This is a genomic window from Pandoraea fibrosis (genome assembly GCF_000807775.2).
In the GTDB taxonomy this organism is placed as follows: domain Bacteria; phylum Pseudomonadota; class Gammaproteobacteria; order Burkholderiales; family Burkholderiaceae; genus Pandoraea; species Pandoraea fibrosis.
In genome coordinates this window covers 2,613,918-2,638,758 of the sequence record NZ_CP047385.1, presented here as the reverse complement: position 1 = coordinate 2,638,758, position 24,841 = coordinate 2,613,918, and the positions used below count along the sequence as shown (strand labels likewise).

Here is a 24,841-nt window from a genome sequence, read left to right as displayed (position 1 = left end):
TCAAGGCCCAAGACCATCGCCGATGCTCGTTTTTGGTATTTCGAACCCGCGAGGCCTGTCGAATACGAGTCTCGATGGTAGGAGCACGCCGTCCCCTCAACAAACGATTTTTTCTGCGTCGGGGGCGTGCATTTGGTAATGCGTCATGTGAAAAGAAGCTGCCTCGGAGCCCCACTTCAAGCACATCGAACCTGGTACGTCATATGAGCTATCGTCTCCCCCCCTTGCTAGCCCTGCGCGCGTTTGAAGCTTCCACGCGGCATCTGTCCTTTACCAAAGCCGGAGAAGAGCTGCATCTGACCCAGGGGGCAATCTCCCGGCAGATTCGGCTGCTCGAGAGTTTTCTCGGACAGAAGCTGTTTGTCAGACTGACGCGAAAAATCGAGATGACACCGGCTGGACTGGAGTACTTTCGATCCGTTCAACAGGCGCTCGACATCATCTCGATGGCGACGCGTCGGGCGGTGCGGGACACGCACCGCGTCGTCACGCTCGATGTCCTGCCAACCCTCGCTACCTGCTGGCTCATGCCCAGACTCGCGCAATTCACCGAAGCGCATCGCGATATCGAAGTCCGGCTGATTTCGTCGATCGAACCCGTGAATCTCCATAGCGAGAAGGTGGACGTTGCCATCCGCGTCGGAAAACTTCCCGGACAACGATACGAGCGGCACGCGCCGCGCATCGATCTCGACATGACCGAGAACTGGAAGAACATTTATGTCGAACCCCTGTTCCCGGATATTCTCGTACCCGTCGTGTCACCTCGCCTCATAGACGCCGTGGGCCCGATCAACGCGCCTGCCGACCTGCTTCAATACCGTCTGATCAATACGGCGAGCCGCAGGCACGCGTGGCCGGACTGGTTAGCGGCCCATGGACTGCGGGTCCCGGACGACGCAAACCCGCTTGATTTTGGGCACTTCTTCATCACCCTTCAGGCCGTGAAGGATGCAAAGGGCGTGGCCCTGGTACCCAGGGCCCTCCTTGAGAACTTCGAGGGACGTGATGAACTGGTGGTCCCTGCGCTTGGCGAGGTGCCTAGCGCGGGGGCCTATCACTTGCTGATGCGCGAAGGGGCGCAGGAAGATGAGGCGGTTCGCTTGCTGTGCGACTGGCTTGTACGCGAAGCCAGTCGCTTGCGCAACGAAATCGATCAGGCAACCGTCGTGGCGGCGGCGGTGCCGGCCTGAAAGTCGACGCCATGTTCAAGAATTGCGGCAGTCGAACGAACCCGATACCACTCGGGGTGATGCGCGACATCGAGCACGCCTGCCGTTTCCAACTGCGTCGCCAACTTGAGCAGTGCCTTACGGAACCCGACGATGGCGGCATCGCCTGAACCCAGGTTCTCGCGCGAGCGATCCACGATAGGCCCCATGCTTTCCTGAACCGCCGTGTCTTGCATGCCGATCCCCTCGATGCCCGTGGAGCTATGAAGGCGTTGGCGCAGGCGGTCAATGCCGTAGTCCGTATCCGCGGATACCAGGGGACGATATGACCCGTCGTTCATCACATCGGAATGGACGGCCCCGTGGTCCAGCTCCTCCTGACTCAACGGGCGGTCGCTGTTCCATGTCATGGTGAACACCCAACAATTGTCGTCGTCAATTGGCGTCCACGCGTGCCCCATATAGGCGCGTCCCTCTTTAATCGGCGCAATCATCGTATAGAACGGTGCCAGAAACTGCGTCACGCGCCAGTAGTACGAGGTATCGCCCGCATTGCGCCGCGCGCCGATGGCCATGCCATAGTCCGTCGGGCGAACGAAGAATTTCGGCGCCGTGTCCGATGCCAGATACGGAATGGCGAGGTTCGGGGAAACCTGCCGCTGACGAAACGGCAATTCGGGGTGCGCCGCGTCGAGGTGGCTGTGGAGAATGCCGACGTGGCTGGAATCGATCCCCCCTTCCACGCCCTGAGCGTAATTGGTGCGTTGCAAGCGCTTCGTGATGAAGCGGAAATCGGGGGGCACCAATCCCCACTCAAGTTCGGGCGGCCGCGCCGGCATATGTTCGGGGTCCCCCATATATGCCCAGATGACGCCGCCCCACTCGATGACCGGATAGCTCTTGATCCGCGTATCGGCCTTCATCCGCGTATTTTCCGGCTCCGCCGGCATGTCGACGATCGCACCGGAGACGTCGAATTTCCAACCGTGGTACACGCAGCGAAGTCCGCACTCCTCGTTACGTCCGAAAAAGAGATCGACTCGACGATGAGGGCAATAGCGATCCAGCAAGCCGATCTTGCCCTGGGTATCGCGAAACGCCACCAGATCTTCCCCGAGCAAACGAACGCGAATTGGCGGGCAGTCCGGCCCGGGCAACTCCTCCGGCATCAGGAACGGCATCCACATGCTTCGGAATGTCTTGCCCATCGGCGTGTCCGCGCCCACTCGACACAACCGCTCGTTGTCTTCCTTACTGAACATACGTTTCCCCTCAGAAATTGAACCGATGCTTCCTGCCTGGCGTTCGCCAAAGGCCATATGTCATTCAATAAGACCGAATAGCGCCTCGCCTTCCTCGATGACGCGGTAGGTTTTGAGCGGCACCGTGCACGGCTTTTCAACCGCGTTCCCTGAACAGATGTCGAATGCCCCGCCATGGAGCGGGCAAAAAATGGTGGTGCCTTGCAGATCGCCCCCCGACAAGGCGACCATCCCATGCGTGCAGAGATCCTCCGTCGCGTAGAATTTTCCGTCGACGTGATAGACCGCGAGCCCATCGTCGACCTCTTTCGGACAGACCTGGATCACACTCTCGCTCGGCACATCGGCCTTGCGACACAAAAAAATCTTCTTTTCCATAAGACTGACCTATTCCGTTCAATATCCGCGAAGCAGATCCACTCGCCCCGTAGGCGTGGCGCCGAGTTCGATCTCACCGATTTTCCGCACCATCTGCTCAACGCTCTCCACCATCCGCGTCTGTGCCGAGATATGCGGCGTTATGGAGATACGTGGCTCCTTCCAGAAGGGATGGTCACTGGGAAGGGGTTCTTGCATGAACACATCGAGGGTCGCCCCTGAGAGTTGTCCTTGCTCGATCGCCGCGAGAAGATCCCTCTCGACCAGATGCTCCCCCCGAGCCAGATTCACGACGTGCGCGCCCTTCGCTAGTCGTGCGAATGTCTGGGCGTTCAGTACCCCGCGGGTCTGCGGCGTATTCGGGAGGAGATTGACGATCACATGCGCGCCATCTACGAACCGCTCCCAGTCGCCTTGGCCGCTGAAGCATTGCACCCCGTCCAGCGATTTCGGCGACCGGCTGTAGCCACGCACACGAAATCCAAACGACGCCAGTCGCCCCGCGACGGCCGCGCCCAGACTACCGAGACCCAGAACCCCGACAATGAAGTCGCCGGGCGCGTGAACGGCCAACGGCTTCCAAGCGCCCTCGCGCTGTTGTCGCTCGTACTCGTCGAAACGCCGAAAGTGCCGCAACGTCGCATAGGTGGCGTACTCAACCATCTGCGACGCCATTCCCGCGTCCTCGATTCGGTAAACGGGCGTGTCGCTGTCCACCAGATGCCGATCGCTCGCCACGGCGGCGAGAATCCAGTCGACCCCCGCTCCGACGTTGAAGATGGCCTTCAGACCGGGCCGATGACGCAGGACATCCGGGGCCGACTTCCAGACCAACGCATAGTCGGCCGGCCCCCCATCCCCGACGCGCCACTCCCGCACGTCGGCATCCGGCAACGCGTTTCGCAACGCGTCGAGCCAGGGGCCGGTCTCCTTGCCGGTCATCCCGAACAGAATTCGCATTGCGCCCCCTACTTTGCGAAGAGTTGGCCCAAGTCCGCGAGCGCCTTGAACTCCAGCGCGTTTCGGGACGGATCAAGGAAGAACATCGTGGCCTGTTCGCCCACCTGTCCCTGAAAGCGGATCTGAGGCTCGACAATGAACTCCACCCCGCTATCGCGCAGACGTTCGGCCAGTTCGGTCCATTCGCTCATGCAAAGCACCACCCCGAAATGGGGAATGGGAACGGCGGTTCCATCCACCTCGTTGCAAGCGGCAGGCTCATGCTTCGGGGTGAGGTGAGTGACGATCTGGTGCCCAAACAAATCGAAGTCGATCCAGTGATCGGAACTCCGCCCTTCCGGGCACCCCATCACGCCCGCATAAAATTCGCGGGCTTTTTGAAGATCGTCGACGGGAAACGCAAGGTGGAAAGGCCTCAATTCAGACTGCATCTGTGTTCTCCAAATGATCTACAGGTCGGCTGTGAGAAATATCGAACCGTCGTCGCGCGCGAACTAAGGCGCACTGTGCTCAACGGCTGACTGCCACTTGGCCAAGTCGATGCTTGAATCCTGAAGCACAGCGACAGGAACGCTGGCCGCCGATCTCACGAGTGCTTTGCCTACCCGCATTTCGCGAGGTGCGCCCACCGAGCTGACGCCGGCCACCACGTCGCCTTCCATATGAAAAACGATGAATCGCCCGGCCGTCGGATCACCGCGAACGATATTCCGCTCGCCGATCGAGACGCCAAACGACTGGAGGCTGAAGTCGTACTGATCGGACCAATAGCCGCTGATTTCCTCGTAATCGGGGCCTCCGCACACGATGGACCGCCCTACATGCTCGCCATGCGCCACCGCGTGATGCCAGTTCTCTTGCCGCTCCGCCCGACCCATACGGGCGTTGAAGTGAAAAGCCACTTCGCCCGCGGCATAGATGTGCTCATCGGATGTTCGCCCCTGCCCGTCGACGCAGATCCCGGACGCGCAGGTCTCAAGCCCCGCAGAACTGGCGAGCGAAACATTGGGGACGACGCCGATGCCGACGATGACCGCATCGGCATCGATGGATTCGCCACCGGACAAGCCAAGGCGATAGCCCGAGGGCAGTTCGGTGACCTCCATGATCGAGATCCCGGTGCGAATGCGCACCCCTCGCTGTTCGTGCTGTTTCACCACGAACTCACAAACCTCGGCGCAGGTCGCTCGCGCCATCGGCCGCGGACCCGCTTCAAGTACGGTCACCTCAATCCCCATACCGTTGGCCACAGCCGCCACTTCAAGGCCGATGACCCCCGCGCCAACCACTACCAGTTTGCGCAGGTTCGGCAGCGCGTCTCGCAATGCGACAGCATCGGAAATCCGGCGCAGATAAAACACGCGCGGCATCTCCGGAGGAAGTTGTGCAAGTGTGCGCAGCGACGATCCCGTCGCCAGGACAAGCGTGCCGTATCCCAGCGACGTGCCGTCCGAGAACGTGACCTGACGCGCCTCCCGGTCAATACGTTGAGCTGCATTGCCCAGGCGGAGATCGATGTCATGGGCATCGTAGAAGGCGCTGTCGCGCAACGAAATGCGATCTGCCTCCCCCGTCTCCTGCAACACCTTTTTGGAAAGCGGGGGACGATCGTAAGGCGCCTCCCCCTCATCTCCGCAGAGGATGATTCGGCCGTCGAAGCCTGCCTTTCGCGCGCTTTCGGCGGCGTAGACAGCGGCGATTCCCGCGCCGATGATCACAATCGGCTCGTTCTCATGTGTATTTGTCATTGCTTACCTCGCGCCATGGAGTCTCGATCGCTCACATGTGTTCCGGCTTCTGAATGCCTCGCGCGTGGCGATGACAAAGCTCGCGCCACTTGATAAGCGGAGAATCGCCCTCGATCAGCATCTCGTCGAGCCAGGCAGAATCGCGTTTGTAGAATGTCTGCAGGGCCAGTCGCGCCTGGATATCCTGAGCATTGAAGTTCTCGAAACCAATGGGCTTCCATCGATTCCAGAACTCATGATTGAAGTGCGCTCGCTCATCTTCGGTCGAGACGCGCTTGCCGACGAGCATGACGTAGAGATGCTGCGACTCGGTCACCGGAACGTAGAACTCGAATTGCGTGATGTCCTGATCCGGAAAATCGTCCACGCGTAGCCCACAAGGCATCCAAAGCGACGCCGCCGTGGTTCGGGTCGGCTTTTCCGACACCCGTTTCGTGCCGGTGACGACGACCTGGCCATCGACCTTCCCTTCCCAAATGCTCGTATGGTTGGCAAACGCGTCATAGACGCCTTTCGGGGCACCGTCTTGCTCGTGCACCACCACATCGCCCGACTTCGCGAGATGCCCGATCGGCAGCGATCGTTGGGTGTCGGGGACAAGCTCCGAGGCACGGTGAATGTACACATGCAAGCCGTCGAAGCCGTTCTCGCACCCTACGCGCCAGTTCGACTCGACCTCGTAAATCGCGCAATGCAGTTCCAAATCGTCGTCGAGGAACGTCGGGGGCACGTCCTCCGAGAGCGGCGGCGCCTCGAACCCTTCATCGCCCACGAAGACAAAAACCAACCCCTTGGCCTCCTGGACCGGGTAGCTTCTTACGTTGCGTCGGCCGATGGCCTTGCTGTCGGGCGACGCCAGGATGTCGCACAACTTGCCGTCGTTCCACTTGTAGGTGAAGCCGTGGTACCAACAGGTGATGGTGTCCGGCGTATAGCACTCGATCTTCTCGGAGAACTTCACGCCACGGTGCAGGCACCGGTCACGAATCGCTTTGACTTCCCCGTCAACCCGCTTGAGAAGTATCTCCTCGCCACACACCGTCGCCTGGCTCACTTTCCCCTCAAGAACATCGCTGGAGAGTTTCACCGGATACCAATGGTTCCGGAAACCCAGCTTCGCGGCGAGATAGTTGCGCCAGCGGGGTACCTTGTTCAGCAGACTTTCGTCTACAAAATGTGCCTGCTCACTCATTGTGGGCGTCTCCAATCTAGGTTGTTTGCGTACTGTATGCAATGAATCATGGTCAATCACCGCTGCCACCTTCTGCCGCATGGCGACTAGGCCTGGTGGTCGTTTGACGGTTTCATCGCCTTATTGCATTCCGTATGCAATGAAAATTAAACTTGTCGTTGCGTGCGGGCGACGTCAATACTGCGACTCAATGCGATTGTCATCCTAGTGCGACGTTCTGCGCTCAACAAACGATTTGAATTTCACCTATGCATGAGCCCAGCGAATGTGTTGAGGGAATGACACGGAATCCCGTCTCATACCCCGATATGCGCGCTGATTTCGTCGTAGAATCGCTGCGAACCCACCAATTTCACAACCTCATGAGTGCTACCCGTAGAGTCGTACAGAGCGATCGGCTGCGCGATCAGATTTATCAGTTGCTCCGGGAAGATTTGCACGGAGGCGCCATCCCTGCGGGATCGCGCCTCGTTGAGTTGGACCTGGCCGAGCGATACGGTGTTTCCCGCACGCCCGTGCGAGAAGCGCTGTTCCAACTGGCACGGGAAGGCCTGGTTGTGCGGACCGATCGCGGGTATTCGCTCATGACGGATACGCCCAAGGACTTCTTGCAGCGAATGGAGGTCCGACTCCTGCTCGACCCGCCTCTCGCCGAACATGCTGCGAAGTATGGGTCCGACGAGCAGATCGAGGCACTGGCGAGTGCTTACGAGAAGATGAAGAAGGCCGAAGCGTCGTCAAAGTATTCGGCGTTTGTCTCGGCCGCACACGAGTTCCGCACCCTGCTGCTCGACATGAGCCACAACACTGCGCTCACGCGCGTGTGCGCCGTGCTCGAGGACCAGTTCCTGCTGGTGCGCAACGAACACTACAAGGATGAAGGGAATCGGGCTATCTCAGTCCATCGCGACGGCTTGCTGCTCGACGCCATTCGCTCACGCGATGTGAAAGGTGCGGGACGCGCCGCCAAGGACTACGTCGAGATGCTGATTAAAACGCATGCTCAGGCACCGGAACGTGCGCCCCGAAAGCCAAGCGCGAAAGCGACCTCCGCCAAGCGGACATAAAGCATTTTTCGCCGTCGCCCCACCCCAGCCTCAAACGCCAAGGTGGGCCGTACCCGCGTCGGTCGGCTCTGCATTGGGAATGTCCGGAACGGCCCCTATTTGCATGCGGCAGGATTTTTCTAGTCTGGTGATATAGGTGCGTGTCTCCGCCGCGGCTGCCACCCCGTCCCGCCGGGCCAGGTCTCGAAGGAGCAATTCCAGATAATCTGCGGTAATCAAACGATTCTTCACCGGGCGCAACAATAGCGGCCGGGCAGCGAGAAAATCGTCCTCGGCAACCCCGAAACACCGTGCAAGTACCTCGTTCTTGCATGCGCTACCCAGGCATTTTTGCAAGTCATGAACGGCGCTGGCCGAAGCAGACAACGATTGTCCGGCGAGGAGCAAATGTCTTGCATCGTTTGCCAAGGTGCAGAGACGCCCAATCTGCGCGCGAGATCCGGTTTCAATCGCGTGGGATACCACCACGGGATCAAGAAGATACTTGACATCCAGTCGGGCAAGCAGCGCCGACATTGGCATGTCTCTAAGCCCATAACCCCGCTCCAATGGCTCCAGAAGACCTTCTCGCGCTAGCTGAAACAGCGCCTCGCGCACAGGCGTCCTCGACACGCCAAACCGCTCGGCCAGGTGTACTTCCGTCAATCGTTGACCGGGCTGAAATTGACCACGCTCGACGAGATCCCTGATTGCGTCATAGATCCTGTCTCGCAGTCGCTGCCCGAGGTCCTGTGAAGTTGCCATAGCCGCCAGAAACCTACGTTGAATGACGCCTTGAGGCGAATGAACCCGTCGACGCCTCCCTTCCTTCGTTGCGTCAACGGCTCGACGCGGACCGCAGTGATGTGCTCGGCCGGGTGCGCCGCGAGATTGACCGGGGTAACAGAAAGTTGCCCCCCGGCAGCTCGGACCCCGGTCAATCCCGCAAGCGCGCTTTGCCTACTGCCATTCACTTGATTGCCGGACACTTTCTGAGCCAATCGGCGACACGCGAATTGAACGCATCCGGTGCCTCGAAGTATGCCGAGTGACCGGCGCCCGCCAGCGTGATCAGTTCCGCGCCGGCAAAGCACTCGCAAACGTCGGACACGATTCCCGCCGGAAATAGCACATCCTCCTCGCCGACGAGAAAGCCGATACGTGTGCCTGTCGCGACGATCCGTTCGGGCGAGTAGGACGGCTGGACACCCACCAGCGTCTTGACCGTGTAGCGATTGAATCCGGCAATCTGCAGGTACAACTCCGTCATCGCGGGAGAATGGGACAGATACGTCCGACCAAGCACGCGTGCCGCCTGCGAAAGTCCGCTCGTTTCGCTCTGCACCTTCGCCATTCGCCGCGCAATCGGCTCAGGCAACGCAATGCCCACCAGAGAATCGGCAATCAGAAGAGAGGCAACGCGCTCAGGATGGCGACAAGCGAAATCGATGCCGGTGCCGGCCCCCATCGACTGGGCGACGATCGACACTCGTTGCAAATCGAGCGCATCCAAAACGGCGAGGAGATCGTTGGTGAACTCAGTGCGTCCGGCGAGTTCGGCATCCGTGGATTTTCCGAAACCTCGGGCATCCACAAGAATGACCTGAAATTCCGCGCGCCACGCCGCGACCTGATAAAACCAACTCGCGTGATTTCCGCCTACCCCATGCAGTAGCACCACGGGCGAACCGCTACCGTGCACCTCGTAATACAGCCGGCTTTCTCGATGATCTAGGTATGGCAAACTCCCCTCCCGATTTCTGAATCTTCTGAATCAAATGATCTGTCCAACCACGTCGTGATTTGCGGCCCGGCCCATTCAGCCCGAATAACGTCTGGACGAACCGATCATATGGCCTCCTATCGTGATTCGGGGCTGGATCCGAACCGAACGGAGACTTCGCCGATCCCCTCGATGGCCGCGAGATAGGTGCTGTCGTGCTTGACGTTCACCATGGGCCCGAGTGCGCCGCTGAGTACCAGCTCCCCTGCCCTGATGGGATGCCCGACCTCAATCAGCTTCCTGGCCAGCCAAAGCGTCGCATGCAGAGGATGGCCCAAACACGCTGCCCCGCTTCCTGTCGATACGACTTGCCGGTTCTCCTGCAAACGCATCTGGCAATTCACAAGCTCGATTTCAGGCGTCAATGCCACCTTACGGCCAATGACGAAGCGGCCTGACGAGGCGTTGTCCGCGATCGTTTCGACGATCCCGATTTTCCAGTTCGCAATACGGCTATCCACAATCTCGAGCGCAGGCGCCACCCATTCGATCCTCTCGAAGAGGGCGGACATGTCGAGTGATGGGTCGTCAATATCTGCGCAGAAGCCGAACGCAATCTCCGCCTCGATCTTTGGCTGCAAAAGGGACGCCATACCGACGATTCCGGTGTTCACAACCGCCATGTCGTCGAACAAAACGCCATAGTCGGGCTGATCTACGCCAAGTTGCTTCTGGACCGCCGGCGAGGTCAAACCGATCTTTCGACCCGCGATGCGTCGGCCTTGCACTTGCAGCGCATGATCGGTATTGCGATGCTGAATCCGGTACGCAGCGTCGATATCGCCGTTGATGCAGGAAGCAAATGGTGCAATCGGACCGCTCGTGTAAGCCTCGCGCAGTCTCGATGCAATCAACCCTTCCAGCTCGACTTCTTTCATCTTGTCTCCGAAACGCGTTCTGACATGTCGAACCGCCATGTGCGAGTTCGTCTGATTGGGAAGCGATAGTTTTGTGCACTGTATGCAATGTGTCAACGCGCCATGCACGGTTTGTTCGCAGTACTTGCCTCAGTTTCCGTCATGCATGCGCGCGCCGCTGCCCTCGCAAGCACAGCGGCATTCGCGCGCTTCCTTACAAGCCCATTAGGTAGCGCCTTCCAGGCGAGCCTCCGGAACGGGATGAAATCGAGGCATCATGGCGCACAATGCACAGACAGCCAGCAGGGCCGCACACGCTGAATAGAGCGGCAGGACATAGCTGCCCGACGCGTCAAATCCCATGCCGAACAACACCGGACCGACGGCCGACCCCGCCATGAACGAGGCAAAGACCCAGCCGAAGATCTTCCCGAAGTGGTCCAGGCCGAAATATCGACCAATCAGGTAGCCCAACAAATCGGATTCGGCGCCGGCCCCAAAGCCAAGCAATGCCGCGCACAGATAGACGGAGGCTGGTGCATTGGTCGCCAACAGCCCGGCGCAACCGACGCAGGACAAAGCAAAAATGGCAATCGCGGCGCGAGGTGCAAAGACGCGATCGAACAGATAGCCCGCCACGACGCGTCCGATAAGGGCGGCGACCGCCAGCACCGTCGTCGCGAAAGCGGCCGATGAGAGCGCAACACCGCGATCGAGCAACATCGGGACCAAATGAATCTGGGCCCCATTGATCGCAACCGCCATGAGAAACGCTGAAACGCCGACCAACCAGAATGCCGGACTCGCGCATGCCTGCGAGAGTGTTCGTCCGGTGGCGTCGCGCCGCCCTTCTGAAACACCGCTCTCGCCCGCCCGCGAAGGCGCCTCACGCAGAAGAAACAGGCCCAGCGGCACCCCGAGCAGTATCGGAATGACGCCCAGCGCATAGTAGCCGGCCTCCCACCCAAACCGCTGGATCACCGCTGCGGCCAATGGCGCGGCAATCGCCCCACCCAGCGCAACCCCAGCCATGCTAATGCCCAGCGCGAGGCCTCGCGACCGGTCAAACCAACCGGAGATCATTCGCAAATAAACAATGGTGTTGGAACCGGCACCGAGAACGCCGATCAGGAAAAACGCCAGATAAAATCCGGCGATCCCCCATTCCCTGACCATCAGCGGAAGCGCCAGGATCGTGGCTCCGTAGCCCAGCAACGAAGCCACGAGTACCGCCTGAAGGCGAAACCGGTCGATCAGCGCACCGACCACCGGTGTTGCCGCCGCCAGACTGAGGGCGCAGACGGACAGCGCGCCGGATGTCTGTGCTCGGTCCCAACCGAGCGCTGTGCCCAATGCCCGAATGAACACACCCGCCGTCATCAGAATGACGGCCGTGCTGCACACGGCGGCCCCGATTGTCGCGTAAATGACCATCCGCCAAGGCTCATTGATGAGCTTGCCTTCTGCTTTCTCACCCGCGCCCGAAGTGCTGAATCCTTGTTTCATCGAAGTTCTCCAAATAGCTCTGACTCGCCGCACTCTCCCGGAATTCGACGACATGAAAGGTCACCGGGATAAAGGCGAGCTTTAATTCTTGACGTACTACTAATTATTTTCCGGCTTTTCGATCAAATTCCCGTCCCCACGCGCTTTGGATGGCGCACCGGCGTTTGCCATCTCGCTCACGATGACTCGCGCCTTGCGACCGAATCGGGAGAGCGACTCAGGCTAGAAAAATGTGCGTATCCCTGTGGCCACGGCAAATTGATGGTTGGTCGTCGACGGTGTCAGTGGGAACAGAACGGCCGATTGTGTCGCCCCGGAGGAGACAACAAAACTCGCGCCCAGATAGATGTCCGTGCGCTTCGACAGGAACTTGTCGACAAAGAAGCTGAAATTTGAGAGACGCCCGGAACCTAGCGCGCTACGTCCGTACCCCAATGTGAGCTTGAGGTCCGGTTGGAAGTCGTACACGACGTCCGCCGTCGCACTACGGATCGACTCATATTGGCCAAAGCCGGCGAACGCCACGTCGGTATAGCTCAATCCTGCCGTCCACTTGTCGGCGATCTTGTAGGACGCGCTGGCACCGTAGATGTTTTGAGAGTCAACCGCGAAGGACCGATAGGGAGTTACACCCTGTCCGAGGAAGGTTTTCATGCCTGCCAGGGTAGGCGTGAAATTGACACCGTTAATCTTGGTAGCAACCACCGCAGCTTTGAGCCGCTCATCCGCATACGACACCGCAAAGCTCAGCGCTCGTCCGCGGTTGTAGGTATCCGACGCCCCGCCCGGCAGGGCATACAGCGCAAAGAGGGTAAAACCGGCGATGGTCGGAGATCGATAGGAAGCCGAGTTGTTGACATAGCCGCCCGCCATATGGTCTGCGTTCGCGGGGGTCTGGGAGAACGTTGAATTGAAGCCGGGCGAATTGCCTAACAGCAATACGGAGAAATCGTTGTGGTGCCCAAAGGTCAGCGTGCCGTACTCCGCCTTGGACAAACCCACCCATGCGCTGCGGCTGAAAAACGTATCCGATCGGAATAGCTTGCCGTTGGACAGATTGAAGTAACTCGCAAGATCGAAGACTACTTTCAGCCCGCCCCCGAGGTCCTCTGTGCCCCGAATGCCAAATGCCGTGTTCCAGTGATAGCTGTCGAGCAGTTGCACCATGCTGGCGCCACCGGAATTGTTCGAATACACGACGGCTTCATCAATGGCGCCATAGAGCGTCACGCTCGACTGCGCCAGCGCCGGGCCGGATATCAGGGAAAGTGCGAGAAGGCCGACGGCAATTTTCTTCATCTGGATCTCCAATCCATGTGGCTTTATCTCCCAGACCAGGGGGAATGACGGGTCCGGCCGACGATTCGAGTTCACTCGATCGTCGCCAACGTCAAAGCAAGTGCCGTCAACGAGTGGACGCCGAACGTAGCGACGAATTCGAGTGGTATTGATGTGTGTGAATCGGTGAGGAGAAGGTAGGCAGCCATTTTTCTCCTTACAATCGATAAAATCGACGCGTATGCACGATGAAAAATCATGCACAGCCATTGGAGATGCCCGGCCGCATTATCCCGAGGCGGGCAGATCGGCGATTCACGCGGGTTCCGGGCCAGAGCGGCCGGCGCGTTGTTGGATTTTCCCGAGGCGGTGGGCGTTAGGGACGGCCGCGCAGTTGCGTGATTGGCAACAGCGTCGCAATACTCGGGAAGCTCGGAATAGGAATAATCTGCGAGTCCTGCTTTGTGCCGCACGCGTCGGCGCAAAGCAGGCTCGTTTTTGACTGGCGTGGCATCAAGGTCGAGCCATCCGCAGTGTCACGCCGCCATCAACCCGTCAGATACCGAGTCCGCCGAGCGACTTACCTCCGTCGACGAAGAGCGTCTGGCCCGTGATGAAGCGCGTGCTCGGCGCCGCAAAGAAAGCAATCGCCTGAGCGATGTCCGACGGCGCCGCTGCCGCGCCCGAAGGCTCCAGCGCCACGGCCGCCGCGTATTGATCGGGGGGCATGGTCCGCGTCATCGGCGTGTCGGTGAAGCCCGGCGCAATCGAGTTCACCGCAATCTGCCTCGCCCGCAACTCCATGGCCATCGCGCGCGTAAGGCCGATAACCCCCGCTTTACTCGCCACATAGTCGGCGAAACCTCGCCCGCCCAACGCCCCCCGCGACGACACCGTCACGATACGTCCGCCCGGGCCCATGCGGCGTGCGCTCTCCTGCGCGATGATGAACACGCCCAGCAGGTTCACATCGAGGGTACGACGAAAACCCTCGTCGTCGATCTCGTCGAACTGTCGCGGCGTGTAGATGCCCGCCGCACACACCACCACGTCGACACGTTCGTGCACGTCGAGCACCGCACGGATCGCCTGACGATCACAAACGTCAGCCGGCGCGCCCGACACACTCATCCCGAGCGCGCCGAAGTGCGACACCGTCTCGTTCACGGCGTCGGCGTTGCGATCGACCACCACCACATGAAACCCGTCGCAGGCCAGTCGCTCCACCGTGGCCCGGCCAATCCCCGATGCCCCGCCCGTGATGAAAGCCACTTCCTTTGCCGCGGCTTTCGCCAGTGCTTGCGTCATACAACCTCCTCCTCACATATCACCGGATGAATTCGATCAGTGCGCATATGCGCTGGTGTCCTTCCCTGACTTGCGCTTGCCATAGGGCAAGATCGCAGCCAGTACCGCCGCCACCACAGCGCTCGCTGCCAGGCAATACAACGCCAGCGTGAAGTCGGTGGAGCGTCCACGCGCTACGCCGACCAGCCAGGGCGCGAAGAAGCCCGCGAAACCACTGATGGCGTTGATCAGCGCAATGCCGCCCGCGGCGCCTGCGCCAGAGAGAAATGTCGGCGGTATCGTCCAGAACACGCTCAGCGACCCGACAAGGCCCGCAGCCGCTACGCAAATGCACAAGAACGACACCAGCGGCATGGTCGAGGTCAATCCGCTGCCCGCCAGTCCCGCGGCACCTACGACGAGCGCGCCGGCCAGATGCCAGCGACGCTCCATCGTGCGATCCGAATGCCGGGCGTTCACAAACATCGCAATGGCCCCCATGATGAACGGGATGGCACTGACCAGACCGATCTCGATGATCGACAAATGGCTCATCTGACGGATGACCTGCGGCAGCCACGTGGAGATGCCGAAGAAACCGATGCCGATGCAGAAATACAGCAGCCCCATCAACCAGACCATCGGCGCGAGCATGGCGCTGCGGAAGCTCGCGGTTCCAGTCGTCGCCGCAGCAGCCTCTTCCTTCACCATCGTGCTCACCAGCCAATCGCGTTGCGCGGGACTCAACCATTTCGCGTCCGACGGCCGGTCAACGAGCACGAACCAGGCGATCACTCCCAGCAAAACGGCCGGCAACCCCTCGATCATCATCATCCACCGCCATCCGGAAAATCCGCTTGCCTCATGAAAGTGGTCGATCAGCAATGCCGAGAGCGGTGCCCCCACGATCAGCGAGAAGATGTTGGCGGAGTAGACCCGGCTGATCGCACGTCCGAGATGCTGCTTCGGGAACCACGTCGCGAGGTAGTACAAGACCGACGGGAAGAAACCCGCCTCGACCACGCCGAGCAGAAGACGAGCGACGTAGAGTTGCTGTGGGGTCTGCACGAAGGCGGTCCCCGCCGACACGATGCCCCACGTGACCATGATGCGTGCAAGCCAGACGCGTGCTCCGAACCGATGCATCATCATGTTGCTCGGCACCTCGAAGCCGATGTAACCGAGATAGAAAATGCCGGCAGCGAAGCCGAACATCTCCGGCCCCATGCCTAACTCCTGATTCATCTGCAATGCGGCGAAGCCGATATTCGCGCGATCGAGATAGTTGACGAACCACGCAACAAAAATCAGCGGCACCAGTCGCCACGTGATGCGGCGGATCGTGGCACGCTCGACGTCAGCATCGGCCGTCGCCCATGGGGCGGCACTCACACTTGACTCGGTAGGCTTCATGAGGAATCTGTCCTGTTGTGATTGAGGGTCTCGCCGGGTGTGCCCGGTCAGACTTGGGAATTCGTTGACGCGCACGCAGGCTGACCGCCCGGCGCCGCATAAGCCACGATCTCGATACGCATGCCGGGCACGACCAATGCCTTCGCCACGACGGTGGACCGATTCGGATAGGGGGCATCGAAGAACGTCCGGTATACCGCGTCCACCACACGCATGTCCTCGACGTCGGTGAGATAGATCAGCACCTGTGCAACGTCATGCAACGTCAGCCCGCCGGCAGCCAGCGTGCGGCGCAGATTCTCGAACGTCAGTTGCGCCTGTGCCTCGATGCTGCCCGTGTCGATGGTTCCGTCGGGCCGCACGGGGCCATGTGCGGTGAACGTTATGCCACCGGCACGCGTCGCCCACGAGAACGGCTGACCGAGACTCGGCAGATCGCTGGGAATGACCTGTGCCATCACTCAACTCCGCAGGGACAAATCAAGGCCATCGCCCTGCTCGCCGTGTGCGGCGGCAAAGTGTTCGACGGAATCGCGCAGCGCATACTGCGCGCTGAAGCCGAGGTAACGCCTCGCCGCGCCGACATCCGACGGCGCAGGCCGGGGGTGCGGGAAGGCGGCAAAGCCCCCCGCCGGTAATGTCACCTCCGCAACGTGCAACGCCGGATACCGCTCCCGGACCACCCCCACGAACTCCTCGACGGTGAACCAATCGCCGGTGGCGATATTGAAGACGCGTTGCGCCGGCGCCCACGCTCGCAGGGCCGCCACGTTGGCGAGTGCGCAGTCACGTGCGTCGACGAATTCTTCGCGCCCATTCCACAGCAAGACAGGATCGTCGAGCCGCGCTGGCGTTGCGCGGCGACCTGCGTCAAGCAGGCAGCCCAGCAATCGACCGGGTACGCTCGTCGAGGCCTCCCGACCCGCGCCTAACACGGCGCCGTACCTCAGCACGATCACGCTCATGTCGTATAGCGCGCCGTAGGCCAGTGCAAGATGCTCACTGGCGACCTTCGTTGCCGCGTAGATGCTGGCCGGCGCTTCGCTCACGGAATGGGTCGCGAAGTCTTCGGGGATCGGCGCTGCGGGCAACGTTCCGAAAGCGGCATATGCCACTGTGGTCGAACTCGCCACCACCACGCGCGCCAGATCATGCCGGCGCGCCACCTCAAGCACATTTGCGGTACCGAGCGTATTGACCTTTACACCGGCAAGCGGATCGCGCCGGATCGCATTCGACAATAGCGCCGCCGTATGCACGACAGACGTCACGCGATGCGCCTTTACCACTTCGGACAAGCGCTCGAAGTCGGTCACATCGCAGCCGACGATCGGCACCTTCAGATCGGACACTTCCTCCGGAACGCGGACATCCGCCAGCACGACTGCCTCGCCCTGCGCGTGCAGTGCCGCCGCCGTCAATCGGCCGATCAACCCGGCCCCCGTCACTAAAACCGTCATCTCGCTCTCCTTGCAGCGGGCACCCGCACCGGATGCCCGACCGTCCATGAAGCGCAAGTTACGAATACAAAATTCTCGTGTCAATACAAAAAATGTTTGATTTTATAAATTTGTACGTTAATTATATGAACGCATCACGGCCGCTCAATGGCGAGCCGTACTTATCCGTACTTTCCCTGATCTACCCGTATGAAGTCACAAATTTCGCAGCAGATCGCGTCGTTTGGCTCATTGAGCCTGGCGCCGCAAATCCCACTCCCGAGCGCCGCCGCCCTCGCCTACGAAGCCCTCGTGCTCGACTGGGCGCAACGTCCGACAGAAGGACTGCGCGTCGCCCGGAACCTCGCCTATGGCGACGACCCGCTGCACCGCTTCGATGTTTTTTCCGCGCCGGGCATGCCGGACGACGCTCCCATCGTGGTGTTTTTCCACGGTGGCGGCTGGACGAACGGCTACAAGGAATACGTGACGTTCATGGCATCGAACGTCGTGGCATCGGGTTGCGTGCTGGTCGCGCCCAGCTATCGGCTGGCGCCTGCGGCCGCCCTGCCTGCCGCACTCCTCGATGGCGCGGCCCTGCTCGCGGCACTACCGGATGCTCTGCCCGACTGGGCTGCGGGCGCACAGCATCGCACTCGCCGCGTTCGACGCGTTGTGCTCTCCGGTCATTCGGCAGGCGGCCATCTCGCGGCGTTGCTCACGTTGCGGCCCGACGTGCTTGCGCTCGCGGGGGCGAACCCTGCCGACATCATCGGGTGCTTGCCGATCTCCGGCATCTTCGACCTGCATCATCCGGCGCCGGCGACCGGGTCGCTCGAAGCGCGCGTCTACGAGATGGTGCTCGGCCCCGATACCGACGATGCACTGATGAGCCCGCTGTGCTGGACACGTGGCAATCGCGTGCCCATGGTGCTCAGTTGGGGCGAACACGACAGCGCTCGCGTCGCCCTTTCCAATCAGCGCATGGCCAGCTTGCTCAATGCACAAGGAGCCCCGTGCGCCACCTTCGTCGAGTCGGGCGCGGATCACTTCCAGACACACACACGCCTGGCCGATCCCGCGCATGCCTGGTATCGGCGTCTCGCGAGCATCGCCCATCACGGCACCGTACCGATCGACTGAACCTGCGCTCGACGCGAGCCAACGCCATGCGTCGAGCGACGCCCTGCCCATGAATTTTCAACAGGCGCCCCATCAGCGCCGTCACTACGCCCTACGGAGTCATCATGATGCGCAGCTCTAGTCTTGCCAGACGCCTTTCCCGACAATCCCTTTCATCGCTCGCGATTCCTCTTGCGTTTGGCGCATCCGTCGTCCACGCGCAGTCGAACGTCACGCTGTACGGCAGTATCGATGCGAGCCTCAACTACGTGTCCAACCAAAATGGCGCTCACAGCTATCAGGCGCAAAACGGCATGATCAACGGCACACGTTGGGGAATGAAAGGCACGGAAGATCTCGGCGGCGGCACCAGCGCCATCTTCCAGTTGGAGAACGGGTTCAATCTGTTCAACGGCAAGCAGGGACAAGGCGCGCGCGAATTCGGACGCCAGGCCTGGCTCGGCCTGAAGGACAATCAGTTCGGTTCGCTCACGCTCGGTCGTCAATACGATCCGACCATCTGGTATCTCGCCGTCCATACGGGGGGCTTCACGGGCGGCACGGCGTTCGCACATCCCTTCGATAACGACAACATGGGTAACTCGTTTCGCATCGACAATTCGGTGATGTACACGAGCCCATCGTGGAACGGTCTGTCGATGCGCACCATGTATGCGTTTTCGAATCAGGCAGGCGCGGCCACGGCCACGGCCAACCGAGCTTACAGTGCAGGGGTCGGTTACGATAACGGCCCGCTGAGTCTGGGCGCTGCATTCATTGTCATCAACAACGTGGGGGCAAACGCCGGCGGCGCGGTCGATGGCAGCAGCAACTCCGGCGACTCGACGTTCGTCGCGGGCAAGCAATCGGTCTTCGGTTTCGGGGGAAGCTACATCTGGGGGAAAGGCACCTACGGCGCCACATGGACGCGCACGCTCGTCAGCAATGGCTCGTCGGTCAATCTCTTCGGCTACAAGCCCATGGGAGACGCCAGCCTGCGCATGGACAACTTCGACGTGAACGTGACCTACAACGCCGCGACCAACATCACGCTGATCGGCTCCTATGCGTTCACGATGGGGCGTTATGAAAGCGCCACGACGAGCGCAAGCCCGAAGTGGCATCAGGTCAATCTGCAGGCGGCCTACTACTTCTCGAAGCGCACCGACGTCTATATCGACGCTGTCTATCAGCACGTCATCGGCGGTACCGGTACGCCGTTCGCAAACGCTATCCTTTGCGGCTATGCCCAGTCGTCGACGCCGACGCAAATCGTCGTCGGGCTGGGCATGCGCCATCGGTTCTGACGTCCAAGGGGGGCGAAGCGCGACTGGCTCGCGCTTCAAAGTGCGCGAGCGCTTGCCGTAGTCAATGGGGACGCCGCGCCACCGATCAGGCCTTTTCCAGCGCCTTCGTCGAACGGCGCGCACGAGGTGTCGCGACATTCCGGGGAGCACGCTTTGCCGGCGCGGCGGCGGGCACGTCGTCAGTGGCGGCCAATCCGTCGTCGAGCCACGTCTGCGCATCGAAGGTTGCCGTCAGATGTTCGCGCATCAGTTCACACGCAGTGTCGACATCGCGCGCGAGCGCCGCTTCCATCAACGCCTTGTGCTCAGTGAAGATGCTGTCCGTGCGGGCTGTGAATCCCATGCGCGCCAGGCGAATGCGGCGATAGCGTTCGGTGAGGTCGACAAGTTGCGCGTCAACGCGATGCAACCAAGGGGATTTGGCGCCGGCGAGTAAGGCGCGATGAAAGCGCCGGTGCGCGGCTTCCCATGCTTCCAGATTTTCGATGTCGTCGAGCGAGGCCGGTACGGGGGCGTGCGTGAGCTTATAAAATGCCGCCGAAATTTCAGCGCCCCAGTCCGCGTCGCCATGACGAATCGACTGCCCCAGCAAAATGGTCTCGATGTTCAGTCGCGCCCAGACGATGTCCTGCAAGTCTTCGACGGATACCGGCGTGACGCGAAAGCCACGCTGCCCCTCATTCGAAACCAGCCCTTCACGACTCAGCAACATCAGGGCTTCGCGGATCGGGCTCATGCCCAGACCGTAACGCTCCTGCAGCCCCTGTAAGCGCAACTTCTCATTCGGCGCCAGCACGCCTGCAAGAATATCGCGATGCATCAGCCAATAGGCGCGCTCCGACAACGTATGCCCATCGGCGTTATCGCGTCCCGATGCGTGAGCGACTTGCCGGACATCCTGTTCAGTTTTCGGTCGCATCTGACCTCCATGCCCCCATAAGCAATAGAAATACCGAAAGATTTTCGAAAATAGCTAATATTTTCTAAATTTACCATGAATGTCCAATGTCCCTGCCGGGTCCGTCGTCAGCGCTCGATAGGACTCCCGGTGAGAACGTCGTTTTCTCTTTTTCGTGAAAAGTTGGGCGCAGGGCGGAACCATACGCGTGCGTGTCGAATATACCGACGGTTGGCGTTGAACCTTCGCACCAAGCCGCGCAAGCGATTGGTGCGCGAGCGATCTGAGCCCTTGGCAGTCCCGTCAGCGTTGAATGAAAGTTGGTCGCTGGATTTCGTGCACGACCAACTGGCTGATGGCCGCGCTATCCGGCTGTTCAACGTGATCGACGACTTCAATTGAGGCGCAGGCACCTGGCCCCGCTGACAAGCTCAACCGACCGGTTTGCGACGCGAGAGTTGCTTGAGAACCTCAGCCGTCGTGGTCGTCTCACCGAGCCGAGGGAAAATCTTCTCCACGCTGTGAACATGAGCAGCCAGATCGAGATCGGTCATGGCATCTACCACAACGCCAACGTGGTAACCGTGATCGTGCGCATTACGTGCCGTGGACTCGACACCGATACTTGTGGCGATTCCCGTCAGAATCAGTTGCGTCACGCCGCGCCGGCGCAGGAACGTGTCGAGAGACGTCCCGTGAAAAGCCCCCCATTGCAACTTGGTAACGGTGTGGTCGTCGGGATGCTCCCCTAACTCGGGCACTAACTCGGCGAAGTCGTGGCGCCGTGCCGGACCACGATGCGCGTTATCGATGCGACCCGGCGCGACGCCCGCCACGTTAACAAGTACCACCGGAAGGTTCCATGCACGAAACGCGTGTGCGAGCTTTGCGTTATTGGCAACGATAGCGTCGACCGGGTGAACCAGTGGCAATCCAACCACGCCTTTCTGCATGTCAATGACCACAAGTGCGGCCATGTCGTCGAGTTGTGAGAGCGGCATTTCGCGGTTCCTTATGGGGTTTGCTGAGACGCGGAGTAACGTAATGTCCGGTCGGATAGCGTCCAAACCAGGAGCACGGCACCGAGCACGCCCATGATCAGGGCGAGACGGTGAAGCCCTTGATCCGTCGCATGCTGTCCATAGGTCAGGCCAAGCAGGCTTGTTGCGGCGATAGCGCCGAGGTATTGGGCCGTGCGTTGCAGACCAGCGGCCGTGCCGATATCTTCGGTGCGTGCTTGCATGTAGACCGCCGTCTGAGTCGCGGTAGAAAACATGCCTTGTGGCGCCGCAAAACCGATCACGGCCACGGCGATCAGCCATGCATCGGTAGCACTGTCGATCATCAGCAAACACAGGCAACCCACGATGCCCGAACCGATACTGATTAGGAATGGTGTCCGGACGCGCCCCGGACGCGTGCCGGCGAAGGACGTCAGCGCTGCGACGATGGACATCGGCATGGTGATCAGGCCCGCCCGCTGCTCGCTGAATCCTGCGGCGCTCTCCAGCCACTGTGCGAAGCCGTAAAGAATGCAGTAGACCATCATGAGCATGGCACCTGCTCGTAGATACGTCATCCGTAGCGCACGATTGGCCGTGAGCATTCTCACATCGATGAACGGTCGACGTCGCTTGAGAGAGTGCTTCACCAATCCCGCGCAAAAGAAAACTGCGGCTACCAGCGCAAACCAGTTCGGGTGATCGAGTTTCAGGAGGAACGTCATCAAGCTGAGCAGGAATGCCGTAAAGATCGCGATTCCAAGCACATCAACGTCATCGAGCAAGTGTCGTGAGTCACGCGACGCCTGCTCATCGCGCGGCACCCAAAGCAGAACCAGCGCAATGATGGCGAGGGCGAATGGCGCATTGACGAGAAAGATTGCATGCCATCCAAAGGTGGACGTGAGCACTCCCCCCAGGAATGGGCCGATGGCGAGAGTGGCCGTCCCCCCCATTGAAAGGAGTCCCATTGCCGACCGGGGTGGTTCGCCGCGAAGTCTGTCCGCCTGAACGCGGAAGATGCGCATGGCGGCCGGGTAGGCGCCGGACGTGCCAATGCCGAGCAGCACTCGCACACAAACGAGCCCCGTGAGCGAGGACATCACCGCACCGAGAAGGCCTGCGATGGCGACCAACATTAGGCATATGAGATAGACGCGGCGCGGACCGAACCTGTCCGCAAGGCGGCCCATTGTTGGCTGTGCAATGGCACTCGTAAGATAAAGCGCGGCAATCAGCCAGCCCGTCTGCGCCACGTTCGCCTGAAAATCTCGGGCAATCGGGACAAGCGCCGTCGCAATCATCGTGGAGTTGATTGGGTTGAGCATGGAGCCCAACGCGATTGGTGCGATGAGGCGATAGCCAAAACTGGCCTCCTGTTTGACCTGCATCGTTTTCTCCGGGCAGGCGCATGACGTGCCTCATGCGCATTGTTCGACGTCGAATCGGTTTGATCGGCGCTGTCAGTGTGCTTTGGCTCCAGGGAGCGCCCCGCCAAGTCAACACCCGCACGCTCGCGGTGAGGGGAAGTATAGAATATCGGAAGAATAACTTGCAAGTTTATCTTCTAATATTTTCGGATGAAGACATCGATGCCCGACAGATAGCACGCTGCACGGAGAATGTATGCGAGCGCGTCGGATTCTTCGAAGTGGGAGGGATATTGATCGTAGGCGTCCTGGGAGCGCCCGAGTTCGAGCCCCGGTGCTCATGCGGCAGGCGTTACCACCGACTGATTCTGACCGTGATCAAGCAGGTTGGACGTGGAGGAAGGGAATGAAGCGCCGGTCAAGCGCGTCTTCGTGCACAAGCGAGGAGAAAATTAGGCAAAATTGCAAGCCAAGCTTTCAAGTTGCTGGCTACCGTTTAAAGTCTCCTACATGAAATCCACCACCGATCTCGAAACCTCTGTTGCCGACCTCCTGACAGCCACAGGCCAACTTTTGCGTCGACTTCGCGCAATGACGAACACGCGTGAGCTTTCATGGTCACAGGTTGCCGTGATGGCCCGTCTTGAGGAGTCGGGGCCGATGACAACCGCAGATCTTGCCAGAGCGGAGGCAGTCAAACCCCAGTCGATGGGCACCACGCTCAGCACGATGGAAGTCGAGGGTCTCATCGCTAGACAGCCGCACCCAAGTGACGGTCGGCAAGTCCTGTTCGCACTGACAGAGGAAGGGAGAGAAACTCGCCGTCAGGTCCGTCTCGCAAAACAGGAGTGGCTAAGCACTGCGTTCTCCCAATTCACGCCATCCGAACAGAAAACACTGCTCGCCGCCATCGAATTAATTCGGCGGCTAAGCAATTCGTAACATCCTGACGCACCCATGCTATCCAGCGAAGGAATCAAACCGATTCGATCTCATCGACTCAACTCATTTCATCGCTCGGCCGATCTGCATCGTATGTTCGTCGGACACATAACGTTGCCTGACACGCGCCCCTGGGTCGCCATCGGATAGCCCGATCAACCGTAGACGTCTTGCGACGTCGTCGCCAGATGGTCGCGCAACGCCTGTGCAGCAACGTCGGCGTCACCGGCAAGCGTCAGTCGCATCAGTGCTTCGTGACACTCGACGAAGCCGTCCAGCTCGTGCGCGCCTGCAAGAATCACATGCCGATAGCGGCTCGCCTGATCGTATAACGTCGACTGGAGCTCCATCAGACGCGGCGATGTGCACGCTCCCAACAGCGCGACATGGAAGTCCTTGTGCGCCTGCTCGATCATGCGCTGGGCCTCACCCGCACTATCGCGCTGACGCGTGACGGCCAGCGACAGCTTCGCAAACGCCCCCGCAATCTCCATCTCCCAGTTCGCTCCTGCGACGGCCATCGCCTCGCGCAAAGCTTCTGTCTCGATTAACTGACGCACGCGCGTCAGATCGTCGAGATCTTTCTTGGTCAATGGCGCCACGCGAAACCCGCGTCGCGTTTCATTCGTGACGAAGCCCAGCGAGGTCAGCTTGGTCAGCGCCTCGCGCAGCGGCGACGCGCCCACACCATACTGCTCCTTGAGCTGTTCGATGCGCAGATTCTGTTCCGGAGGGAGCGCGCCCGACACGATGTCCTGCGCCAGTCGCTCGAGAATCGCCTCGGTCAATGTCTCCTTGACGGCAATTTCCATAGTCGAACTCATGACTCCTATCGTCGTTATGACGACATGATGCGGTGCCAACTTCATTTTTGTCAATA

General features: G+C 60.2%; 24 protein-coding genes and 1 pseudogene. 6 read left to right on the top strand and 19 right to left on the bottom strand.

Going from position 1 to position 24,841, the window contains the following annotated elements:
- Positions 1 to 203 precede the first annotated feature (203 nt).
- Positions 204 to 1,193 (top strand): LysR substrate-binding domain-containing protein, encoded by a 990-nt coding sequence (locus PI93_RS11770; protein ID WP_052240567.1) that lies wholly within the window; start codon positions 204 to 206, stop codon positions 1,191 to 1,193.
- Here the strand turns inward: PI93_RS11770 and PI93_RS11765 are convergent.
- The 6 genes from PI93_RS11765 to PI93_RS11740 form a co-directional block, all read right to left on the bottom strand.
- Positions 1,157 to 2,491, bottom strand: coding sequence for a Rieske 2Fe-2S domain-containing protein (locus PI93_RS11765; RefSeq protein WP_236105591.1), 1,335 nt, complete (start codon positions 2,489 to 2,491; stop codon positions 1,157 to 1,159). The two genes, PI93_RS11770 and PI93_RS11765, sit on opposite strands and share 37 nt — an antisense overlap.
- Before the next feature lie 3 nt (positions 2,492 to 2,494).
- Positions 2,495 to 2,812, bottom strand: coding sequence for a non-heme iron oxygenase ferredoxin subunit (locus PI93_RS11760; protein ID WP_039368850.1), 318 nt, complete (start codon positions 2,810 to 2,812; stop codon positions 2,495 to 2,497).
- Between the two features lie 18 nt (positions 2,813 to 2,830).
- Complete coding sequence (locus tag PI93_RS11755) at positions 2,831 to 3,772, bottom strand: 2-hydroxyacid dehydrogenase (RefSeq protein ID WP_039368851.1); 942 nt, start codon at positions 3,770 to 3,772, stop codon at positions 2,831 to 2,833.
- Between the two features lie 8 nt (positions 3,773 to 3,780).
- On the bottom strand, positions 3,781 to 4,203 hold the full coding sequence (locus PI93_RS11750; protein WP_039368854.1) for a VOC family protein: 423 nt from the start codon (positions 4,201 to 4,203) through the stop codon (positions 3,781 to 3,783).
- A 63-nt stretch (positions 4,204 to 4,266) separates the two neighbouring features.
- On the bottom strand, positions 4,267 to 5,490 hold the full coding sequence (locus tag PI93_RS11745) for an NAD(P)/FAD-dependent oxidoreductase (RefSeq protein WP_158453293.1): 1,224 nt from the start codon (positions 5,488 to 5,490) through the stop codon (positions 4,267 to 4,269).
- Between the two features lie 61 nt (positions 5,491 to 5,551).
- Positions 5,552 to 6,793 carry a Rieske 2Fe-2S domain-containing protein gene (locus PI93_RS11740; protein WP_224786234.1) on the bottom strand — a complete coding sequence of 414 codons (1,242 nt, stop codon included), beginning with the start codon at positions 6,791 to 6,793 and terminating at the stop codon, positions 5,552 to 5,554.
- Positions 6,794 to 7,074: 281 nt separating this feature from the next.
- Here PI93_RS11740 and PI93_RS11735 point away from each other — a divergent pair, with 281 nt between their 5' ends.
- Positions 7,075 to 7,779, top strand: coding sequence for a GntR family transcriptional regulator (locus PI93_RS11735; RefSeq protein WP_158453292.1), 705 nt, complete (start codon positions 7,075 to 7,077; stop codon positions 7,777 to 7,779).
- 30 nt (positions 7,780 to 7,809) lie between these two features.
- On the opposite strand, the gene PI93_RS11730 is transcribed toward PI93_RS11735, so the two are convergent.
- The 9 genes from PI93_RS11730 to PI93_RS11690 form a co-directional block, all read right to left on the bottom strand.
- Positions 7,810 to 8,523 carry a GntR family transcriptional regulator gene (locus PI93_RS11730; RefSeq protein ID WP_052240570.1) on the bottom strand — a complete coding sequence of 238 codons (714 nt, stop codon included), beginning with the start codon at positions 8,521 to 8,523 and terminating at the stop codon, positions 7,810 to 7,812.
- A 205-nt stretch (positions 8,524 to 8,728) separates the two neighbouring features.
- Positions 8,729 to 9,502 carry an alpha/beta fold hydrolase gene (locus PI93_RS11725; RefSeq protein WP_080759118.1) on the bottom strand — a complete coding sequence of 258 codons (774 nt, stop codon included), beginning with the start codon at positions 9,500 to 9,502 and terminating at the stop codon, positions 8,729 to 8,731.
- Positions 9,503 to 9,618: 116 nt separating this feature from the next.
- Positions 9,619 to 10,419 carry a 2-keto-4-pentenoate hydratase gene (locus tag PI93_RS11720; RefSeq protein WP_039368862.1) on the bottom strand — a complete coding sequence of 267 codons (801 nt, stop codon included), beginning with the start codon at positions 10,417 to 10,419 and terminating at the stop codon, positions 9,619 to 9,621.
- A gap of 204 nt (positions 10,420 to 10,623) precedes the next feature.
- The gene (locus PI93_RS11715) at positions 10,624 to 11,958 is read right to left on the bottom strand and encodes an MFS transporter (protein ID WP_080759119.1); all 1,335 of its coding nucleotides are present in this window, start codon (positions 11,956 to 11,958) and stop codon (positions 10,624 to 10,626) included.
- Positions 11,959 to 12,126: 168 nt separating this feature from the next.
- Positions 12,127 to 13,203: a porin gene (locus PI93_RS11710; protein ID WP_039368869.1), complete on the bottom strand. Its 1,077-nt coding sequence runs from the start codon at positions 13,201 to 13,203 to the stop codon at positions 12,127 to 12,129.
- Between the two features lie 534 nt (positions 13,204 to 13,737).
- On the bottom strand, positions 13,738 to 14,490 hold the full coding sequence (locus tag PI93_RS11705; protein ID WP_052240572.1) for an SDR family NAD(P)-dependent oxidoreductase: 753 nt from the start codon (positions 14,488 to 14,490) through the stop codon (positions 13,738 to 13,740).
- A gap of 36 nt (positions 14,491 to 14,526) precedes the next feature.
- Positions 14,527 to 15,882 carry an MFS transporter gene (locus PI93_RS11700; RefSeq protein WP_080759121.1) on the bottom strand — a complete coding sequence of 452 codons (1,356 nt, stop codon included), beginning with the start codon at positions 15,880 to 15,882 and terminating at the stop codon, positions 14,527 to 14,529.
- 47 nt (positions 15,883 to 15,929) lie between these two features.
- Positions 15,930 to 16,340, bottom strand: coding sequence for a RidA family protein (locus tag PI93_RS11695; RefSeq protein ID WP_039368871.1), 411 nt, complete (start codon positions 16,338 to 16,340; stop codon positions 15,930 to 15,932).
- Positions 16,341 to 16,343: 3 nt separating this feature from the next.
- The gene (locus PI93_RS11690; protein WP_052240573.1) at positions 16,344 to 17,342 is read right to left on the bottom strand and encodes an NAD-dependent epimerase/dehydratase family protein; all 999 of its coding nucleotides are present in this window, start codon (positions 17,340 to 17,342) and stop codon (positions 16,344 to 16,346) included.
- Positions 17,343 to 17,531: 189 nt separating this feature from the next.
- Here PI93_RS11690 and PI93_RS11685 point away from each other — a divergent pair, with 189 nt between their 5' ends.
- Both PI93_RS11685 and PI93_RS11680 read left to right on the top strand, forming a co-directional pair.
- Positions 17,532 to 18,464, top strand: a complete 933-nt coding sequence (locus tag PI93_RS11685) for an alpha/beta hydrolase (protein WP_052240574.1) — start codon at positions 17,532 to 17,534, stop codon at positions 18,462 to 18,464.
- A gap of 104 nt (positions 18,465 to 18,568) precedes the next feature.
- Positions 18,569 to 19,750, top strand: a complete 1,182-nt coding sequence (locus PI93_RS11680) for a porin (RefSeq protein ID WP_052240575.1) — start codon at positions 18,569 to 18,571, stop codon at positions 19,748 to 19,750.
- Between the two features lie 85 nt (positions 19,751 to 19,835).
- Here the strand turns inward: PI93_RS11680 and PI93_RS11675 are convergent, their stop codons facing one another.
- Positions 19,836 to 20,669 (bottom strand): FCD domain-containing protein, encoded by an 834-nt coding sequence (locus PI93_RS11675; protein ID WP_080759122.1) that lies wholly within the window; start codon positions 20,667 to 20,669, stop codon positions 19,836 to 19,838.
- A gap of 165 nt (positions 20,670 to 20,834) precedes the next feature.
- Between PI93_RS11675 and PI93_RS11670 the strand changes: the two are divergent.
- A pseudogene (locus tag PI93_RS11670) lies at positions 20,835 to 21,047 on the top strand (IS3 family transposase); the annotation flags it as partial.
- Positions 21,048 to 21,079: 32 nt separating this feature from the next.
- Here the strand turns inward: PI93_RS11670 and PI93_RS11665 are convergent.
- On the bottom strand, positions 21,080 to 21,649 hold the full coding sequence (locus tag PI93_RS11665) for an isochorismatase family protein (RefSeq protein WP_039368874.1): 570 nt from the start codon (positions 21,647 to 21,649) through the stop codon (positions 21,080 to 21,082).
- Between the two features lie 11 nt (positions 21,650 to 21,660).
- Positions 21,661 to 23,040, bottom strand: coding sequence for an MFS transporter (locus PI93_RS11660; protein WP_052240576.1), 1,380 nt, complete (start codon positions 23,038 to 23,040; stop codon positions 21,661 to 21,663).
- Positions 23,041 to 23,529: 489 nt separating this feature from the next.
- Here PI93_RS11660 and PI93_RS11655 point away from each other — a divergent pair, with 489 nt between their 5' ends.
- The gene (locus PI93_RS11655; RefSeq protein ID WP_039369066.1) at positions 23,530 to 23,961 is read left to right on the top strand and encodes a MarR family winged helix-turn-helix transcriptional regulator; all 432 of its coding nucleotides are present in this window, start codon (positions 23,530 to 23,532) and stop codon (positions 23,959 to 23,961) included.
- Positions 23,962 to 24,116: 155 nt separating this feature from the next.
- Here the strand turns inward: PI93_RS11655 and PI93_RS11650 are convergent, their stop codons facing one another.
- The gene (locus PI93_RS11650) at positions 24,117 to 24,785 is read right to left on the bottom strand and encodes a GntR family transcriptional regulator (RefSeq protein WP_039368880.1); all 669 of its coding nucleotides are present in this window, start codon (positions 24,783 to 24,785) and stop codon (positions 24,117 to 24,119) included.
- Positions 24,786 to 24,841 lie beyond the last annotated feature (56 nt).